The organism is Micromonospora ureilytica (assembly GCF_015751765.1).
GTDB classification, from domain to species: Bacteria; Actinomycetota; Actinomycetes; order Mycobacteriales; family Micromonosporaceae; genus Micromonospora; species Micromonospora ureilytica.
The window spans coordinates 5,054,883-5,070,839 of record NZ_JADOTX010000001.1 but is presented as its reverse complement, the minus strand read 5'-3'; the positions used below and the strand labels follow the sequence as shown (position 1 = coordinate 5,070,839).

The window sequence follows — 15,957 nt, the reverse complement described above, 5'->3', positions numbered from 1 at the left end:
GGGCCGCATGGTCACCCCGTCCGTGCTCGGCCCGACCGCCGAGCGCCTTCCCGACGTGCGGCGGATCGCCGTGCTGCGCGCCAACGCGCTCGGTGACTTCATCTTCGCCTTGCCCGCGCTGGACGCGCTGCGCGGCGCGTACCCCTCGGCGGAGATCGTGTTGCTCGGTGCGCCGTGGCACGCGAAGCTCTGGCGCGACCGGCCCGGCCCGGTGGACCGGGTGCTGGTGGTGCCACCGACGCCCGGCATCCGTACCGCGGATGCGGGCGAGCCGGAGTCGTCGATGGACGACTTCCTGGCCGCTGCCACCGGTGCGGAATTCGACGTGGCGGTGCAGATCCACGGTGGGGGCGCCAATTCCAACCCGCTGATCAGTCGGCTTGGCGCCCGGTTGACCGTCGGCCTGCGCGCCGACGACGCGCCGCCGCTGGACCGGTGGCTCCGCTACGTCTACTACCAGCACGAGGTGATCCGCTACCTGGAGGTGGTGGCGCTGGTGGGAGCACCGGCCACCACCATCACGCCGATGCTGGCGGTGACCGACGCCGACCGGGCCGAGGCCGCCCAGGTGCTCGGCCCGGCGGGCCGCCCCCGGGTGGCGTTGCATCCGGGCGCCACCGACACCCGCCGTCGGTGGCCCGCCGAGCGCTTCGCCGAGGTGGCCCGCGCGCTGCACGAGGACGGCTACGAGGTGCTGGTCACCGGCACGCCCTCCGAGCAGGAGGTGGTGGACCGGGTCGTCGCGGCGGCCGGGGTGCCGGTGCGACCGCAGGTGGGCACGCTCAGCCTCGGCGGGCTGCTGGGTTGCTACGCCGACTGCGCGTTGGTCGTCTCGAACGACACCGGCCCGCTGCACGTGGCGGCGGCGGTGGGTACGCCAACGGTGGGCATCTTCTGGGTCGGCAACCTGATCAACGGGGCCAGCCCGCTGCGGGGCCGGCACCGGCCGATCAGCTCCTGGACCGTGCACTGCCCGGTCTGCGCTGTCGACTGCACACCGGGCATCTATCCGCACCGGCCCGGCGACGGTGAGTGCCCGCACCGGGACTCGTTCGTCACCGACGTTCCGGTGATCGAGGTGCTGGAAGCCGCCCGGGAGTTGCTCACCCCGTAGTTCAGGCCGGCTGCGGGGTGTCCTCGTCGGCGAGGACGACCTCCCACGCCTCCACGTCCCGGTCGGTGACGGTGGTGGGGGACTCCAGGTGGTACGCGCCGCTGGGCAGGATGCCCGCGCCGCCGTAGCGGGACAACACGGCGAGCTGCGCGGCCACGTCCTCGCCCTGGTGCTTCTCCTGCACCCGACGCCAGAAGTCGAAGCCACCGGCGTCGACGAGTTTGGCCCGGTCGTAGAGCACGCACCCGCCGATCCAGGAAACCTTGTACGCCCGCCACGCACCCGGCGGCAGCGCCAACTGCTCGGTGATGTGCAGCAGGTTGGCGGCCGAGTGGATCTGGGCCCGGTTCCACTCCGGGGTGTCGGGGCGGATCCGCTCAGGTGTGGGCGTGCCCACCCACTCCTCGTAGTGGCCGTGCGATTCCGGCCGCACGTCATCGGTGTACGAGAGCCCGTGCACGCCGTTGCCGACGAACCCGCAGCCCAGCTCACCGATCGCGGTGACCAGTCGGTGCAGCGCACCCGGTTCCAGCCAGATGTCGTCGTCGAGGCTGAGGACGTACCGGGCGGCCGAGGCGGCGAGCAGGTACGCGCGGTGTTCGGCCAACCCTCGCCGGGGCAGCCGGCGGGTGAGCAGCACCGGGTGACCCCGGTGGCGCAGCGCCCGGACCATTGTGGCCGCGGCGGGATGCGCGTACGCCGGATCCCCGTCGGACTGATCGCTGACGACCACGCCGAAGCCGGGTACGCCGTCCTGGGCGGCGAGCCCGCCCAGGGTGACGGCCAGCTCGGCGGGCCGGTTCCGGGTCGGAATCAGCACGTCGACCAGCCGGTCGGCGCGGAACCCCTCCGGGGCGCCGGGGTCGAGGGGGCGGTTCACGACGCCTGGGTGCGGGAGCTGAGCGACGGGTCGTTGATGTGTGGCGACGGGTCCTGGCTGTGTGACCGGATCCGCTCGATGATCGCGGAGGTGGACCGGTCCGGCACGTACCCCAGGGTGCGCACCTGACCGCCCAGCCGGCGCACCAGCGGCGCCTCCGGCACCAGCTCCGGCGGATAGTCGCCGCCCTTGACGTACACGTCGGGTCGGACCGCCTCGATCAGCGCGGCGGGTGAGTCCTCCTCGAAGACCACCACGTGGTCCACGCAGGCGAGCGCGGCCAGCAGGGCGCCGCGGTCCTCGACCGGGTTGACCGGCCGGTCCGGGCCCTTCAGCCGTCGTACGCTGTCGTCGGAGTTGACCGCCACGATGAGCAGGTCGCCCAACGCGCTGGCCTGCTCCAGGTAGCGCACGTGCCCGCGGTGCAGCACGTCGAAGCAGCCGTTGGTGAAGACCACTGACCGTCCCGCCTCGCGGTACTCGGCGACGATCGCGTCCAACTCGTCGCCGCCGACAAGCGCGGGGTGACTCGTCGTGTCGGTCGGCTGGTCGAGCGCGGCGAGCAGGTCGTCCCGCCGGCACACGCAGGTGCCGGTGTCCGAGACGGTGATGGTGGCCGCCAGCTGGGCCAGTTGGGCTGCGGTGGGCAGGGGCGCGTCGGCGGCCAGGGCCAACGTCATCGCCGCCAGGTACGCGTCGCCGGCACCCACGGCGTGGCTCGCCGGCACCGGGGTGCTGTGGCTGCGTCGTGGCTCCCCGTCGGCGCCGCCGACCACCGCGCCCTCGGTGTCCAGGGTCACCGCGACCACGTCTGCGCCGGTGTGCGCACGCAGTTCGGCCAGCCGCGACTCGGCCAGGACGGCCCGGTCGACGCCCTCTCCGGCCCGGGTGTTCACTGTGACGCCGGTGCCGGTGACGCTGAGCCCGTCGCCGGTGAGAGCCACCCGTCCCTCGCCAGGGGTGGGCTCACCGACCGGCCCGGGACTGCGGTCCTGTGCCGGCTCCGGGGCGGTGACGTCGTCGGCGCGTACCGCGCCCGGGGCCGCGCCCGCGGTCATCTCCGAGGGCCCGTCGGCCGGGTCGCCGTCCGGGTGTTCCAGGTGCAGTTCGGTTCCGCCAGTCGGTCGGGTCGTACCGCCCGCCCGGGCCAACAGTCGGGTCGCCTCGGCGAAGCTGGGGGTGACCACTGTCGGCGCGAGGCCCCGCCAGTCGGCCAGGTCATGGGCGTCCAGCGCGACGGTGGCGTACCGGTGGCGGTTCTCGACCAGCCACGCGCGGACCGGCGCGGGCAGCGCGCCCAGGCCGTAGTCGCAGACCACCAGGGTCGGCGCCTCCCCGCCGGCTGCGGCGCGCAACTCCTCGGTCGCGCAGCTCAGGGCGGTGAGCAGCCGGGACACCCCGTCGTGGTCCAGGGCGTCCTCCGGGTCTCCGGAGTCCTCACGCAGCAGGATCTGGTTGCCGGCCAACATTCGCCGCTTCACCGGGGTGGGCCGCCCAGGCACGTTGACGGTGCGGTCCCAGACGCTCGCGCGGTCCAGGCAGTCGTGCAGTTCGTCCCCGGCGACGTCGGCGCCGACCGGTGCCACCAGCACCGCCCGGCCGCCGAGGGCGGCGACGTTCACCGCGGTGTTCGCGGCCCCACCGGCGGCGGAGATGCGCCGACGCAGGGTGAGGACCGGTGCGGGCGCCTCCCGGCAGAGCCGGTCGGAGTCGGCGAACCGCCATTCGTCCAACATGGCGTCACCGACGATCAGGACTGGGCGTCCGAGCCAGCTCTCCACGACGGTGGCGAGCCGGCGCTGTTCCGCTGCTGCTCCTGCCATGCCTCCCCGGGTCCCCAGCGGCCTGGCGGACAAACCTGCGCGGTGTCTGACCTGCGGCTACGTCACCGGCGTGCCCTTCGTGCTCGGCTGGGCCGTTTCGGACGTTCGGAGTCGGGAAGGGAATTGAGGTACCCCGGAAAGGAGATGTACCGAGATGGCAGCGACATTGCAGGGCAAGCGGATCGCCTTCCTGGCCGCCGACGGTGTCGAGGAGGTCGAGTACGTCCAGCCGCGCGAGGCGGTCGAGAACGCCGGCGCGACGGCCGAGTTGGTCTCGCTGAAGCCCGGTTCGATCCAGTCCTTCAACCACCTGGACCACTCCAAGACGTACGACGTGGACGTGACAGTCGACAAGGCCGACGCGGCCGGCTACGACGCACTGGTGCTGCCCGGAGGGGTGGCGAACCCGGACTTCCTGCGGGGCGACCAGGACGCGGTGCGGTTCGTGAAGGCGTTCTTCGACGCGGGCAAGCCGGTCGGGGTGATCTGTCACGGCCCGTGGACGCTCATCGAGGCGGACGTGGTGCGTGGCCGGCGGATCACCTCCTGGCCCACCCTCCGTACCGACCTGACCAACGCCGGCGCCACCTGGGTGGACGAGGAGTGCGTGACGGACGGCAACCTGACCAGCAGCCGCAAGCCCGACGACCTCCCCGCCTTCTGCGCAGAAATCACCAAAACCTTCACCACCCCCTAACCCCACAAACCCCGGTTGATCATGAAGTTATTGCCACGACACGCCGCGCGCGGTGGCAATAACTTCATGATCAACGCGCTCTAGGGGGGTTCGGTGGGGGTTGTTTTTTGGGGGTTCGGCGCATGTTCTGCTGCTCGACGGATAGAAGGGCACATGACCACCGAAGCCTCAGACGCGCCGGTGCTGAACCGTCAGCAGATCCGACTGCTCATGTTCGGCCTGATGACCGGCATGCTGCTGGCCGCACTCGACCAGACCATCGTCGGCACGGCGCTGCCGACCATCGTGGGCGAGCTGGGCGGAATCAACCACTACTCGTGGGTGGTCACCGCGTACCTGCTCGCCTCGACCGCGTCGACGCCGCTCTACGGCAAGATGGCCGACCTGTACGGCCGCCGACCGGTCTTCCTCTTCTCGATCGGCACGTTCCTGGTCGGGTCGTTGTTGGCCGGGCTGTCGCAGAACATGACCCAGTTGATCGTCACCCGGGGTATCCAGGGTCTCGGCGCCGGTGGTCTGCTGACGCTCGCGTTCACCATCATCTCGGACGTGGTGTCGCCCCGGGAGCGCGGTCGCTACCAGGGCCTGTTCGGCGCGGTCTTCGGGATCTCGTCGGTCGCCGGGCCGCTGGTGGGCGGTTACTTCGCGGAGACCGACTGGCGGTGGATCTTCTACATCAACGTGCCGCTGGCGATCCTGGCGATCGTCGTCTGCTACCACGTGATGCGGCTGATCCCGTTCGAACGTCGGGACCACTCGATCGACTGGCTCGGCGCCGGCCTGCTGGTGGCCGGGGTGAGTTCGCTGCTGCTCGCGTTGAGCTGGGGTGGCAACGAGTACGCCTGGGGCTCCGGCGTGATCATCACGCTCTTCGTGGTCGGCGCGGTGCTGGGGGTCCTCTTCGTCCTCCAGGAGGCCCGGGTGGCCGAGCCGATCCTGCCGCTGCGCCTGTTCCGCAGCGCCACCTTCGCGCTGGCCAACTCGGCGCTGCTCATCATCGGTCTGGTGATGTTCGGTTCGATCATCTTCATTCCGCTGTACCTGCAGATCGTGAAGGGCGCCTCGCCGACCCGCAGTGGTCTGCTGATGCTGCCGATGATGGCCGGCATCATCATCACCTCGATCCTGACCGGCCGCGCCATGACCCGGATCGGCCGCTACAAGTGGTTCCCGGTGGCCGGTTCGGTGACCCTCCTGGTCGGCATGTTCCTCTTCACCCAGTTGGAGGTGGCCACCTCGCTCTGGGTCGCGTTCGGGTTCATGGTGGTGATCGGCGTCGGGCTGGGTCTGTGCATGCAGTCGCTGATCCTGGCGGTGCAGAACGCGGTCTCCGTACGCGACCTGGGTGCCGGCACCTCCTCGGCGACCTTCTTCCGGTCGCTGGGCGGTTCGTTCGGGGTGGCGATTCTCGGCACGGTGCTCTCGTCCCGGCTGACCGGCGGGCTCGCCGATCGGTTGCCCGGCGCGATCGCGCAGCTTCCGCCGCAGGAGCAGGCCGCGGTGGCGGCGAGTGGCGGCGCCAACATCTCGATCAACGATCCGGCGACCATCCTGGCCCTGCCGGGGCCGGTGCGCGCGGCCATCCAGGGCGCCTTCGTCGACGCGCTGGACATGGTCTTCCTGACCGCCGGTCTGATCGCGATCGTGGCGGTGGTGGTCACCCTGGCGCTGCCCAACACGCAGCTGCGGGGTGCCGGCCCGAAGGGCGCCACCGGTGGTGCCGACCCGCTCGGCGGCGAGGCTCCGGCGCCGGGCGGTAAGCCGTTGACCCGGGAATCCAAGGAGGAGGCGGCCGCCGACATGGAGGCCAAGTCCCAGACGATGATCTGAGCGTCTCGACCCGACCGCCCCGGACGGCTCCGGGGCGGTCGGTGTCGGTCGGCCGGGCCGTCGGTCCTTAGGCGGGACGGCGGTAGACGCCGTACCACCAGGTAGCGGCCAACTCCCGGGCGGCCGCCGCGTCGGTCTCGGGGTCGGCCGAGGTCGTGCTGACGTGGTCGGCCAGGAAGCGGTCGCCGCCGACCACGATCAGCCGGCTGGCCGCCGTCACGTCCAGGTCGGCGGGGGTACGCCCGGCCTGCTGCTCGATCCGGAGCGCGTCCACGGTGCGGGCCACGAACTGCTCCAGCCCGGACGCCCAGTACTCCCGGACCGCCTCGTCGTAGGCGGCGACCTCGCTGACCGCGGCCAGTACCGGGGCGTACGTCCGGTATATCCGGATCACGTCGGCGAAGACCTCGGTCAGCCGTGCGAGTGGATCGCCGGGCCCGCCCGGGTCCCAGCCGCCGGTGCGGTCGAACGAGCTCTCCCGCATGGTGCCGGCGAGGCGCATGAGCAGTTCGGTCTTGTCCCGGAAGTGGGTGTAGAAGGTCGACCGCGCCACGCCGGCCTCGGCGGCGATCCGCTGGACGCCGAGGTCCGTGAAGCGGATCCCCTCCTTCAGGAGCCGTTCGGTGGCCGCCAGCACCCGCGCTTCGACTGCCGCACGTCCGTCGGGGTTGCGCGGGCGGCGGCGGGTGATCGAGGGCATAGCCGGAATCCTAGGTGGCAGGGGGTCGGGTGGGCGACGTACGCTCGTTGCCGGACACAGTGTCCGACATAGTGACCACGGAGCGCCTGACCTCGGCCTCCGACCCACCACGAGGAGCAACACACGTGAAGTACCGACTGCTGGGCAACACCGGGGTGTACGTCTCGGAGATCTCGCTCGGCGCGATGACCTTCGGTGGCAAGGGGCACCCGCTCTGGGGCACCCTCGGTGGGCTGGCGCTGCCCGAGGTGCAGCGACTGGTGGACACCGCGCTGGACGCGGGCGTCAACTTCGTCGACACCGCCGACGGCTACAGCGACGGCGAGAGCGAGGAACTGCTCGGCCAGGCGCTCGGCAAGCGGCGTCGCGACGTCGTGCTGGCGACGAAGGTGCACTCCCGGACGGGCCCCGGCCCGAACGACGTCGGCACCTCCCGGCTGCACATCATGCAGAACCTGGAGGACAGCCTGCGCCGGTTGGGCACCGATCACATCGACCTGTACCAGATCCACAACTTCGACCAGGTCACCCCGATGGAGGAGATGCTGCGCGCGCTCGACGACGCGGTCCGGCAGGGCAAGGTCCGCTACATCGGCGCCGCCAACTTCGCCGCCTGGCAGATCTCCAAGGCACTGGGCATCTCTGCCCGGGAGAACCTGGCCGGGTTCGTCTCGGTGCAGGAGTACTACTCGCTGCTGGGCCGGGACGTGGAACGCGACGTGGTGCCGATGGCGCTCAACGAGGGTGTCGGGCTGACCGTCTGGAGCCCGCTCGCCGGTGGTTTCCTCTCCGGCAAGGTCAGCCGGGACGGCGCCGTCGCCGACAGCGGCGCGCGTAGCGCCCAGCCCGGCTACGCCAGCTTCACGCCGTTCGACCCGGAGCACGCCTTCGGGGTGGTCGACGTGCTCAAGGGCGTGGCCGAGCGGCACGAGGTCAGCCCGGCCCGGGCGGCGGTCGCCTGGCTGCTGTCCCGGCCGGCCGTGACCAGCGTGATCGTCGGTGCCCGCAAGCACGAGCAGTTGGTCGACAACATCGCCGCCTCGGACCTCACGCTGACCGCGGAGGATCTCACCGCGCTGGACGAGGCCACCAAGCTGCCCGTCGCGTACCCGAACTGGATCCAGGAAGGGTTCTTCGCCGGGATGCGCTACCCGCAGTAACGCGGCCCGGCCGACCTACTTGAGGATGAGCCTGTTGGTCTGGTCGAAGACGTCCAGGTCGGCAAGGGTCTCGATGACCGAGGTGGAGAGTGGGACGGGGAACCGGTCGCGGGCGAAGAAGCCGGCGTCGGTGGTCTCGTCGGTGACCCGGGCCAACTGCCCGTCCCACTCCTCCACCTTGAACGCCGTCGTGAACACCTGGTACGTGTGGCCGTACATGTTGGTGCTCGTCCGGTCCGGGCCGGTGTAGAGGGCGAACGCGCAGACCCGCAGCGCGCGCAGCCCGGTCTCCTCACGGACCTCGCGCACCGCGCAGTCGGCGATCGACTCGCCCAGCTCCATCGCGCCGGCCGGCATGGCCCACTGGCCGTTGTCCGAGCGTTTGATCAGCAGAATGCGTCCAGCGTCGTCGTTGACCACGGCTCGGGCGCCGACGAACATCAGCGTCCGGTCCCCGGCGAGCGCGCGTAACTGCCCCACGTACGAGTCGGCCCAGGAGATGCTCACCTGCGCCAACTTACGGGGGTTCCCAACGTGTGACCGGCGACACTAGCTTGTTACCCATGCGTAGCACGATGATGGGCGCCCCCCTGCAGATCTCCCGGATCCTCGACCACGGCGCACTGGTGCACGGCACGGCCGAGGTGGTCACCTGGACGGGCGCCGAACCCCGCCGGATGACGTACGCCGAGGTCGGTCGTGCCGCCGCCCGGCTGGCACACGCGCTACGCGACGAGTGTGGGGTGAGCGGCGACGAGCGGGTCGCCACCTTCATGTGGAACAACAACGAGCACCTGGTCGCCTACTTCGCGGTGCCGAGCATGGGTGCGGTGCTGCACACGCTCAACATCCGGCTCTTCCCCGACCAGGTCGTCTACATCGCCAATCACGCCGAGGACCGTGTGGTGCTCGTCGACAGCACGCTGCTCCCGCTGCTGGCCCGCGTGATCGGTGAGCTGACCACGGTGCGGCACGTCGTGGTGGTCGGCGGCGGCGACCCGGCGCCGCTGGTGGCGGCTGCCGGCGACCGGATCACTGTGCACCACTGGGACGCGTTGCTCGCCGACCGGCCCGACACGTACGACTGGCCCGAGGTCGACGAGCGTGACGCCGCGGCGCTCTGCTACACGTCGGGCACCACAGGCAACCCGAAGGGTGTGGCCTACTCGCACCGGTCGATCTATCTGCACTCGTTGCAGGTCTGCATGCCTGAGGGTTTCGGTCTCGGGCCGACCGACCGCGAGTTGGCCATCGTGCCGATGTTCCACGCGATGTCGTGGGGCCTGCCGTACGCGGCCTTCCTCTCCGGCGCGTCGCTGATCATGCCGGACCGGTTCCTCCAGGCCGCGCCGATCGCCGAGATGATCGCCGCCGAGCGGCCCACCCTGGCCGGCGCGGTGCCGACCATCTGGACCGATCTGCTGGCCTACCTGGACACCCACGACGTGGACACCTCCTCGCTCGGTGAGGTGATCGTCGGCGGCTCCGCGTGCCCGCCAGCGCTGATGCACGCGTTCGACGAGCGGCACGGAATCGATGTCATCCATGCCTGGGGGATGACCGAGATGTCCCCGCTGGGGTCGGTCTCGCGGCCGCCCGCCGGTGCGACAGGTGAGCAGGCGTGGCGCTACCGCTACACCCAGGGGCGGGTGCCGGCGGGCGTGCAGGCACGGATTGTCGGCCCGTCGGGCGACCCGATGCCCGCCGATGGCAAGGCCGTGGGCGAGCTGGAGGTCCGGGGGCCGTGGGTGACCGCCAGGTACGTCGGTGACGACGCCCCGGACGAGGAGAAGTTCCGCGACGGCTGGCTGCGCACCGGCGACGTGGGCACCCTCTCGCCGGACGGGTACATCACGCTGACCGACCGCGCCAAGGACGTGATCAAGTCCGGTGGTGAGTGGATTTCGTCGGTGGAGCTGGAGAACGCGCTGATGGCCCACCCGGCGGTGCTGGAGGCGTGCGTGGTGGGTGTCCCGGACGAGCGGTGGGACGAACGCCCGCTGGCCACAGTGGTGCTCCGGGAGGGCGCGTCGGTGACCGCCGAGGAGTTACGGGACTTCCTGGCCGGGTCGGTGGCGCGCTGGCAGCTGCCCGAGCGCTGGGCGTTCATCGACACGGTGCCGAAGACGAGCGTGGGCAAGTTCGACAAGAAGGTCGTTCGTTCGCGGTACGCCGAGGGCGAGCTGACTGTCCGGGAGCTGACCGCCCCGTAACGTTCTCCTGAGCCCCGTCGCCTATTGGGCGAAAGAACAACCCTCCCCAGGGGCGGCCCCGGCGTTCGCACCGCGCCGGGGCCGCCCGCTCCACGCGGGGTGACCCGCACACAGTCATTGTTGCGAAGGTTATTCGCTTCTGTCCTGCTGATGGGGAAATCAGGTGGTCAGCGACCCGATCAGGCGTCGCTGGTCATGATGAGCACCTTGCCCACCGTCGAGTCCTCCACCGCCTGGTGCGCCGCGGCTGCCTCGGCCAGGGGGTAGTAGTGCAGCGGCAGGCCGGCGTCCGCGCCCACCCGGATGCCGCCCTGACTGGCCGCCGCCGCCACGTCCTTCACGCCCTGCGCCTTGGCCGCCTTCGGCTCCGTGTAGACCAGCACGAACTGCCAGCGGGCGTTCGGCGCCATCATCGCCCGAATCGGGATGCTCACCTCGGCCCCGCCGTTGTCGGCGTACATGCAGACCGCGCCACCGTGCCGCAGCACCTGCACGTCGGTCGAGGCGTTGCGGGCGGGAGAGACCTCCACGATCGTGTGGACCCCGTCGGGGGCGATCTTGTGGACCTCCTCGACCACGTCCTGCTCCCGATAGTTGATCACAAAGGAGGCGCCGGCCGACGCCGCGAGCTGCGCCTTCTCCGCACTGCTCACAGTGGCGATCACCGTGGCGTCGGCCCAACGGGCGAGCTGGATCGCTGCGTTGCCGACCGCGCCCGCGCCGCCCTGCACCAGCACCGTGTGATCCGCCAACGCGCCGGCCCGCAGCGTGTCCGGCATGAACTCGCCGGCGGTCAGACAACGGTGCGCGGTGAGGAACGGGATGCCCAGGGCTGCGCCCAGCTCGAACGGAGCGGGGCCGAGGCGTACCGCCTGCCGGACCGGCACCAGCGTGTACTCCGCCGTCGTGCCCCACTGTCGCTGCCAGGCGGCCTCCCAGACCCACACCCGCTCACCGATCAGGTCGGGGTCGACCCCCTCGCCGACCGCCTCGACCACCCCCGCGCCGTCCTGCCCGGGGATCTGCCACCCGTCCGGCGGGGAGTTGCGGCGGGACTTCCAGTCGGTCGGGTTGACCCCGGAGACCGCCATCCGCACCAGGACCTCGCCCGCACCCGGCTCCGGCACCGGCCGGTCGACCAGATCGAGCACCGAAGGGTCGCCGTTGCGCTCGTACACGATGGCCTTCATCCGTGGTCTCTACCCGGCTCGACTCCAGTCAACCCAGCTCGTCCACCAGCTCGGGGGTCAGCTCACCGATCGCCTTCAGCGTCACCACGGCCAGCCCGGCGGCGTCCGGATCGAGCGGGTACGAGCCGTGCGGCACCGCCACCACCCGCATCCCCGCCGCCGCGGCGGAGCGCACCCCGTTGGACGAGTCCTCCACCGCCACACAGCGGGTCGGGTCGACGCCGAGGCGCCGCGCCACGCTCAGGTACACGTCCGGCGCGGGCTTGCCCCGCTCGGTCTGCTCGGTGGAGAGGGTCGCGCCGAACGCGTCGGTCAGACCGGTCGCCGCCAGCGCCGCCTCGATCAGCCGGGTCGGCGACGAACTGGCCAACCCGAGCGGCCACCGCGCGGCCAGCCGGCGTACGACCTGGTCGGCACCGTCGATGAGGGGTACGTGGTCCCGGTAGCGTCGGGTCATCTCCTCGACCACCTCGACGGCGACCTGCTCGGCGGTGCGGCCGACGCCCAGCTCTCCGCTGAGGTAGTGGGCCCACTCGCCGGTGCTCATCCCCATCAGTCGGCGTTGCGTGTCCGGCTGCCACGTCCCGCCGTGCGCCGCCACGTACGCCCGACGGACCTCCTCCCACACCGGCTCGGAATCCACGATCACGCCGTCCAGGTCGAATACCACCGCATCCGTCACGGGCCCATCCTGCCCGACGGATGGGCGCCCGGTCAGCCGGGCAGCGCGGGCAGGCCGAGCGGGCTGTCCTCGGGGAGCAGGGTGTGGCCGGCCCGGGCGATCGGCTCCAGCAGCTCTTGGAGCCGGTCCGTGTCCTGGGAGCCGAGCGCCTGCCACGGATGTGCGGCGGCCCGGTCGGTGGCGTCCTCGACGGCCTGGAACGCGGCCCGGGCGTGGTCGGTGGCCGCGCCGTCCCCGGTCAACCAGCCCCGCTGGGTGAGCCGCTCGCGGGCGGCGTGCCACTGCTCCTCGGACCAGCCCCGACCCAGCAGGTACTGCGGCGGCGAACCGTCGAGCGCGACCCGCCCGGTAAGCGTCTCCACCGGGTCCAGGCCGGCGGCCACCAGCGCCGCCACGTGCCCGTCGCCCCGGTGTTCGCGCAGCGTGGTGGCGGCCTGCCAGAGCCGCGCGAGAGGGTACTCCCCGACCGGGAGCGCCGCGTTGACCGCGGCGAGCACCCGGCCGGCGGTCTGCGCCGCCGAGGCGGCCCGCTCCAGCAGGTCGGCGGCCTCCACCAGGTGCGACTCGGGCAGCTCGTAGGTCAGCTCGGCGAGCGCCTGCACGGCACCGGTCAGGCGGGCGCGCAACGCCTCCTGCGGGGTGGCCAACCGCCACACCGCCGGCAACGCGCGGGCCACCATCGGCGGCGCGAAGTTGAAGAAGGCGGCGATCACCGGGGCCGCCTCGGTGGCTCCCAGCGGCGCGGCCCGGCCGGCGAAGTAACCACGCCAGTAGCCGCGCAGCCCGACCGCCTCGTACGCGGCACGGGCCCGGGGGTGGAGGTAGGTGACCGCGTGCACCGGCTCGAAGTACGCCCACATCGACCGGGCGGTCCGCCCAGGCTCGTCCAGCGCCGTCACATGCACCTCCGCGTCCCGGGTTCCGGATGCTCACCCCGGGCGGCGAACCGCCCGGGGTGACGCCGAACCTACTGCCGCTGGGTGACGGGCCGGAAGCCCCATGTGAACAACTCCATCGCGACCCGGCGGCAACCGGGACGACCCGGACAGGTCACTGGGCGGCGAGCACGTCCACCACGAAGCGCAGCGGGCCGGTCGGACGTCCATCGCCGGCGGCCGCTTCGTTGCCGTACGCCAGCTCGCCCGGAATGTCGAGCTGCACCCGGCTGCCCACCGTCACACCGACCAGGCCCTGGTCCCAGCCGGGGATGACCTGGCCGACGCCGATCGGGAAGGTCGCCGGCTGCCCGGCCTTCCAGGAGGAGTCGAACTCCTTGCCGTCCTTGTAGAACACCCCCACGTAGTTGGTGGTGATGTTCTGGCCCTTCTGCACGGCCGGGCCGGTGCCCTTGATCAGCGGGGTGACCGTGAGCTTCTTGAGGTCACCCGTGCCGGGCGCCACCGTCGGCTTGCTACCCAGCGCCGGGTCGGCGCCCTCGGGCAGCTGCGGAGCGGGCGGCGCGCCGGCCTCGTCGGGGGCCGGGGCAGAGGCGGACGGGGTCGCGTCGGCCTGCGTCTTGGGCTTGTCGTCGCCCCCGCCGATCGTCACGAAGACGCCGATCAGCACCCCGACCACGGCGACGGCGGCGAGGCCGCTGGCCCACGCGTTGCGCTTGCGCCTCGCGTCGGCGGCCTTCTTCTCCGCCAACTGGGCGGCCAGGCGGCGCCCCGACTTGGTTGCCGGGCTCTGGTCCGGGCCCTTCTGCTGCGTCCGCTCGCTCACGTCGTCGACTCCCTGCTGCGAAGTGTGGCCGGCACCCGGTGCCGGGGGGAAAGCCGACGCACACGGTACCCGCACCGCGGCCTACCGTGCCGGCCGCGGACGCCTCGGATCGCCCAGCGCGACAGTTCCGGGGTCTTCCCGGGCGCCTATTCCGGGACGACCATGAAGTCGGTCACGAACGAGGTGACCCGGCCATCGGCGGCACGACCGATCCAGGTGCCGTAGCAGCCGTCGCCCCAACCCGTGGCCACGGTGACGACGTTGGCGCCGCTGGCCTCGTCCAACACGGCGCTGATCAGCCCCGGAACCGGGGACGAGGGCAGCTCGGTCGGGATGAACACCTCCTCGACCCGGTCGGAGTCCCAGCCCTCCAGGACGGCGAGCGCGGTCGGGTCGGCGAAGGTGCCGACACCGGCGTCCACCCCGTACCCGAAGTAGTCGTCCGCGCCGAGCGTGGCGACGTCCTGGTCACCCGCGACGGCCGGCTCCCAACGGATCGTCGGCTCGGCGGAGACGACCAGCTCCAACGCGGCGACCCGTCGGTCCACCTCGGCGTCCTCCCGGAGCACCACCGCCACCCAGGCGCGGGCGGGATGCCGCCCCGGCGGCACGGTCACCGTGAACGGCTCCGCCTCCGGGCACACCAGCGGGTCACACCCGACCACGCGGCCGGTCGGCAACACGATGTCGCCCACCGGGTGAACCTCGATCACGTATCCGCCGTGCTCGTCGGTGAAACGGGCGCCGGGCGTCAGTAACCGGTCCAGATCAGGGGTGTACGGCATGGGGGCTCCTCCGGTCGCCAGCGGCCGGCGGAGCGTACCCGGCCCGGCGGACACCGCCGCCGCTGCCGTACGTCAGGCGCTCTTGCGGGGTGCGGTCTTGCGCGCGGCGGTCTTCTTCGCCGGCTCCGCCTTCTTCGCGGCTGCCTTCTTGGCGGCGGTCTTCTTCGCCGGCTCGGCCGTCTTCTTCTCGGCCGTCTTCTTCGCAGCTGTCTTCTTCGCGGGTGCCTTGGCCGCCTTCTTCTCGGCTGCCTTCTGCGCCGACCGGGCCGACGAGATGGGCGTCGGCTCGCCGCCGCCACCACCACTGCGGGCGGGCTGCTCGCCGCGAGCCGCCTTGGCGCGCTCCACCGAGGCCTTCAACGCGGCCATCAGGTCCACCGCCGCGGCCGGGGCCTCCTCGACCTCCTCCGGCTGGACGACCTCCCGACCCTCCACCTTGGCGTCGATGACCTCCTGCAACGCGGCCCGGTAGTCGTCGGTGAAGACGTCCGGCTCGAACTCGCCGGTCATCGAGTCGATAAGTGAGCTGGCCATGGCCAGCTCCGGCGGGCGCACCTTGAGGTCCTCGTCGAGGAAGCCGAAGTCCGGGGTACGGATCTCGTCCGGCCAGAGCATGGTGTTGAGCAGCAGCACACCCTCGCGGACCCGCAGCGTGGCCAGCTGCTCCCGCTGGCGCAGCGCCACCTTGACGATGGCGACCCGCTCCGAGTCGATCAGCGCGTCGCGCAGCAGCACGTACGGCTTGGTCGCCGCGCCCTCCGGCTCGAGAAAGTACGCCTTGTTGTAGAGGATCGGGTCGACCTGCTCGGCCGGCACGAACTCCAGCACGTCGATGGCACGGGAGCTGGTCAACGGCAGGTCGGCGAAGTCCTCGTCGGTGAGGATCACCATCTCGCCACCGCCGATGTCGTAGCCCTTGGCGATGTCGTCGTAGGTGACCTCTTCGCCGCAGACCGAGCAGGTGCGCTTGTAGCGGATCCGACCGCCGTCCTCGCGGTGCACCTGGTGGAACCGAATGTCCTTCTCCTCGGTGGCGGAGTAGAGCTTCACCCCGATCGAGACGAGCCCGAACGACACGGCTCCCTTCCAGATGGCACGCATCCTGCGCTCCCTTCCCCGGTCTCGACCATGCTCGCATCCGAAAGAACCTGACGCGAGGTG

At 71.5% G+C, this 15,957-nt stretch carries 15 protein-coding genes; 5 read left to right on the top strand and 10 right to left on the bottom strand.

Features of this window, described 5'->3' with window-relative positions; genetic code table 11:
- Positions 1–7: 7 nt before the first annotated feature.
- The gene (locus tag IW248_RS23115) at positions 8–1,114 is read left to right on the top strand and encodes a glycosyltransferase family 9 protein (protein WP_196928668.1); all 1,107 of its coding nucleotides are present in this window, start codon (positions 8–10) and stop codon (positions 1,112–1,114) included.
- A gap of 1 nt (position 1,115) precedes the next feature.
- Here IW248_RS23115 and IW248_RS23110 read toward each other — a convergent pair whose 3' ends face one another.
- A complete protein-coding gene (locus IW248_RS23110) occupies positions 1,116–1,994 on the bottom strand; it encodes a glycosyltransferase family 2 protein (RefSeq protein WP_196928667.1) in 879 nt (292 codons plus the stop codon).
- Positions 1,991–3,817 carry a D-glycero-beta-D-manno-heptose 1-phosphate adenylyltransferase gene (gene rfaE2 / locus IW248_RS23105; RefSeq protein WP_196928666.1) on the bottom strand — a complete coding sequence of 609 codons (1,827 nt, stop codon included), beginning with the start codon at positions 3,815–3,817 and terminating at the stop codon, positions 1,991–1,993. Before rfaE2 ends, IW248_RS23110 begins: the two co-directional genes overlap by 4 nt.
- 154 nt (positions 3,818–3,971) lie before the next feature.
- Between rfaE2 and IW248_RS23100 the strand changes: the two genes are divergently transcribed.
- On the top strand, positions 3,972–4,514 hold the full coding sequence (locus IW248_RS23100; protein WP_196928665.1) for a type 1 glutamine amidotransferase domain-containing protein: 543 nt from the start codon (positions 3,972–3,974) through the stop codon (positions 4,512–4,514).
- A gap of 153 nt (positions 4,515–4,667) precedes the next feature.
- The gene (locus IW248_RS23095; protein WP_196928664.1) at positions 4,668–6,344 is read left to right on the top strand and encodes an MDR family MFS transporter; all 1,677 of its coding nucleotides are present in this window, start codon (positions 4,668–4,670) and stop codon (positions 6,342–6,344) included.
- A gap of 67 nt (positions 6,345–6,411) precedes the next feature.
- Here the strand turns inward: IW248_RS23095 and IW248_RS23090 are convergent, their stop codons facing one another.
- Positions 6,412–7,044 (bottom strand): TetR/AcrR family transcriptional regulator, encoded by a 633-nt coding sequence (locus IW248_RS23090; protein WP_196928663.1) that lies wholly within the window; start codon positions 7,042–7,044, stop codon positions 6,412–6,414.
- Between the two features lie 125 nt (positions 7,045–7,169).
- Here IW248_RS23090 and IW248_RS23085 point away from each other — a divergent pair, with 125 nt between their 5' ends.
- Entirely contained in the window at positions 7,170–8,204 is a 1,035-nt protein-coding gene (locus IW248_RS23085) for an aldo/keto reductase (protein WP_196928662.1), read from the top strand.
- Between the two features lie 15 nt (positions 8,205–8,219).
- On the opposite strand, the gene IW248_RS23080 is transcribed toward IW248_RS23085, so the two are convergent.
- Positions 8,220–8,711, bottom strand: a complete 492-nt coding sequence (locus tag IW248_RS23080) for an NUDIX domain-containing protein (protein ID WP_196928661.1) — start codon at positions 8,709–8,711, stop codon at positions 8,220–8,222.
- Positions 8,712–8,782: 71 nt separating this feature from the next.
- Between IW248_RS23080 and IW248_RS23075 the strand changes: the two genes are divergently transcribed.
- Positions 8,783–10,417, top strand: a complete 1,635-nt coding sequence (locus IW248_RS23075; protein WP_196930323.1) for a fatty acid--CoA ligase — start codon at positions 8,783–8,785, stop codon at positions 10,415–10,417.
- A gap of 179 nt (positions 10,418–10,596) precedes the next feature.
- Here IW248_RS23075 and IW248_RS23070 read toward each other — a convergent pair whose 3' ends face one another.
- From IW248_RS23070 to ku, 6 genes are all read right to left on the bottom strand, one after another.
- Positions 10,597–11,607 carry an NADPH:quinone reductase gene (locus IW248_RS23070; protein ID WP_196928660.1) on the bottom strand — a complete coding sequence of 337 codons (1,011 nt, stop codon included), beginning with the start codon at positions 11,605–11,607 and terminating at the stop codon, positions 10,597–10,599.
- Between the two features lie 28 nt (positions 11,608–11,635).
- Positions 11,636–12,289: an HAD family hydrolase gene (locus tag IW248_RS23065; protein WP_196928659.1), complete on the bottom strand. Its 654-nt coding sequence runs from the start codon at positions 12,287–12,289 to the stop codon at positions 11,636–11,638.
- Between the two features lie 32 nt (positions 12,290–12,321).
- Positions 12,322–13,149, bottom strand: a complete 828-nt coding sequence (locus IW248_RS23060; protein WP_196930322.1) for an SCO6745 family protein — start codon at positions 13,147–13,149, stop codon at positions 12,322–12,324.
- Positions 13,150–13,339: 190 nt separating this feature from the next.
- The gene (locus IW248_RS23055; protein ID WP_196928658.1) at positions 13,340–14,011 is read right to left on the bottom strand and encodes an FKBP-type peptidyl-prolyl cis-trans isomerase; all 672 of its coding nucleotides are present in this window, start codon (positions 14,009–14,011) and stop codon (positions 13,340–13,342) included.
- 146 nt (positions 14,012–14,157) lie between these two features.
- Complete coding sequence (locus IW248_RS23050) at positions 14,158–14,796, bottom strand: DUF4241 domain-containing protein (RefSeq protein ID WP_124816470.1); 639 nt, start codon at positions 14,794–14,796, stop codon at positions 14,158–14,160.
- Between the two features lie 72 nt (positions 14,797–14,868).
- The gene (gene ku / locus IW248_RS23045) at positions 14,869–15,897 is read right to left on the bottom strand and encodes a non-homologous end joining protein Ku (RefSeq protein WP_196928657.1); all 1,029 of its coding nucleotides are present in this window, start codon (positions 15,895–15,897) and stop codon (positions 14,869–14,871) included.
- Positions 15,898–15,957: the final 60 nt, after the last annotated feature.

Excerpts from the sequence above, each read along its gene's own strand:
- IW248_RS23115 (WP_196928668.1), top strand. The coding sequence starts at position 8 with ATGGTCACCCCGTCCGTGCTCGGCCCGACCGCCGAGCGCCTTCCCGAC.
- rfaE2 (WP_196928666.1), bottom strand. The coding sequence starts at position 3,817 with ATGGCAGGAGCAGCAGCGGAACAGCGCCGGCTCGCCACCGTCGTGGAG.
- IW248_RS23100 (WP_196928665.1), top strand. The coding sequence starts at position 3,972 with ATGGCAGCGACATTGCAGGGCAAGCGGATCGCCTTCCTGGCCGCCGAC.
- IW248_RS23095 (WP_196928664.1), top strand. The coding sequence starts at position 4,668 with ATGACCACCGAAGCCTCAGACGCGCCGGTGCTGAACCGTCAGCAGATC.
- IW248_RS23090 (WP_196928663.1), bottom strand. The coding sequence starts at position 7,044 with ATGCCCTCGATCACCCGCCGCCGCCCGCGCAACCCCGACGGACGTGCG.
- IW248_RS23075 (WP_196930323.1), top strand. The coding sequence starts at position 8,783 with ATGGGCGCCCCCCTGCAGATCTCCCGGATCCTCGACCACGGCGCACTG.
- IW248_RS23070 (WP_196928660.1), bottom strand. The coding sequence starts at position 11,607 with ATGAAGGCCATCGTGTACGAGCGCAACGGCGACCCTTCGGTGCTCGAT.
- IW248_RS23060 (WP_196930322.1), bottom strand. The coding sequence starts at position 13,149 with ATGTGGGCGTACTTCGAGCCGGTGCACGCGGTCACCTACCTCCACCCC.
- IW248_RS23050 (WP_124816470.1), bottom strand. The coding sequence starts at position 14,796 with ATGCCGTACACCCCTGATCTGGACCGGTTACTGACGCCCGGCGCCCGT.
- ku (WP_196928657.1), bottom strand. The coding sequence starts at position 15,897 with ATGCGTGCCATCTGGAAGGGAGCCGTGTCGTTCGGGCTCGTCTCGATC.